This is a genomic window from Staphylococcus sp. HMSC13A10, from assembly GCF_001808005.1.
Taxonomy (GTDB): Bacteria; Bacillota; Bacilli; order Staphylococcales; family Staphylococcaceae; genus Staphylococcus; species Staphylococcus pasteuri.
In genome coordinates this window covers 1-1110 of the sequence record NZ_KV791848.1, presented here as the reverse complement: position 1 = coordinate 1110, position 1110 = coordinate 1, and the positions used below count along the sequence as shown (strand labels likewise).

Annotated in this window: 11 tRNA genes; all 11 read right to left on the bottom strand. The window is 51.3% G+C overall.

Annotated elements, in window-relative coordinates:
* Window positions 1-4 precede the first annotated feature (4 nt).
* The 11 genes from HMPREF3125_RS03845 to HMPREF3125_RS03795 all read right to left on the bottom strand — a co-directional run bounded on the left by HMPREF3125_RS03845 (window position 5) and on the right by HMPREF3125_RS03795 (window position 1041).
* A tRNA-Ser gene (locus HMPREF3125_RS03845) sits at window positions 5-94 on the bottom strand.
* Between the two features lie 32 nt (window positions 95-126).
* Window positions 127-202, bottom strand: a tRNA-Asp gene (locus HMPREF3125_RS03840).
* Between the two features lie 10 nt (window positions 203-212).
* Window positions 213-302 (bottom strand) — tRNA-Ser (locus tag HMPREF3125_RS03835).
* Between the two features lie 9 nt (window positions 303-311).
* Window positions 312-385 (bottom strand) — tRNA-Ile (locus HMPREF3125_RS03830).
* A gap of 28 nt (window positions 386-413) precedes the next feature.
* Window positions 414-487: transfer RNA gene (locus HMPREF3125_RS03825), tRNA-Met, on the bottom strand.
* A 24-nt stretch (window positions 488-511) separates the two neighbouring features.
* Window positions 512-587 (bottom strand) — tRNA-Ala (locus HMPREF3125_RS03820).
* 26 nt (window positions 588-613) lie between these two features.
* A tRNA-Pro gene (locus HMPREF3125_RS03815) sits at window positions 614-687 on the bottom strand.
* A 9-nt stretch (window positions 688-696) separates the two neighbouring features.
* A tRNA-Arg gene (locus HMPREF3125_RS03810) sits at window positions 697-770 on the bottom strand.
* Between the two features lie 15 nt (window positions 771-785).
* Window positions 786-874 (bottom strand) — tRNA-Leu (locus HMPREF3125_RS03805).
* 7 nt (window positions 875-881) lie between these two features.
* Window positions 882-956, bottom strand: a tRNA-Gly gene (locus HMPREF3125_RS03800).
* A 3-nt stretch (window positions 957-959) separates the two neighbouring features.
* A tRNA-Leu gene (locus HMPREF3125_RS03795) sits at window positions 960-1041 on the bottom strand.
* Between the last annotated feature and the right edge of the window lie 69 nt (window positions 1042-1110).

The window sequence follows — 1110 nt, the reverse complement described above, 5'->3', positions numbered from 1 at the left end:
AAAACGGAGGAAGAGGGATTCGAACCCCCGCGGCCCGTTAAGGCCCTGTCGGTTTTCAAGACCGATCCCTTCAGCCGGACTTGGGTATTCCTCCATGATTATAGGTAAAATGCTATTAAAATAAAATGGCGGTCTCGACGGGAATCGAACCCGCGATCTCCTGCGTGACAGGCAGGCGTGTTAACCGCTACACTACGAGACCAAATATAAAACGGAGGAAGAGGGATTCGAACCCCCGCGGCCCGTTAAGGCCCTGTCGGTTTTCAAGACCGATCCCTTCAGCCGAACTTGGGTATTCCTCCAAAATTATATGGACCTTGCAGGACTCGAACCTGCGACCGAACGGTTATGAGCCGTTAGCTCTAACCAACTGAGCTAAAGGTCCTAAATATAATCTTACAACTAATAAGTAGTGGCGGTGGAGGGGATCGAACCCCCGACCTCACGGGTATGAACCGTACGCTCTAGCCAGCTGAGCTACACCGCCGTTATCTAGTTTGTAAATTTAATATGGTGGAGACTAGCGGGATCGAACCGCTGACCTCCTGCGTGCAAAGCAGGCGCTCTCCCATCTGAGCTAAGCCCCCATAATTAAACTAATTAATTGTTACTATCGGGAAGACAGGATTCGAACCTACGACCCCTTGGTCCCAAACCAAGTGCTCTACCAAGCTGAGCTACTTCCCGTAGAATAAGCGCGCCCGATAGGAGTCGAACCCATAACCTCTTGATCCGTAGTCAAACGCTCTATCCAATTGAGCTACGGGCGCATATTAACAATATTATGGTGCCGAGGACCGGAATCGAACCGGTACGGTGATCTCTCACCGCAGGATTTTAAGTCCTGTGCGTCTGCCAGTTCCGCCACCCCGGCAAAATAATGGAGCAGAAGACGGGATTCGAACCCGCGACCCCAACCTTGGCAAGGTTGTATTCTACCGCTGAACTACTTCTGCTTATGCGGGTGAAGGGAGTCGAACCCCCACGCCGTAAGGCGCTAGATCCTAAGTCTAGTGCGTCTGCCAATTCCGCCACACCCGCTATTAAAATGGTGAGCCATAGAGGATTCGAACCTCTGACCCTCTGATTAAAAGTCAGATGCTCTACCAA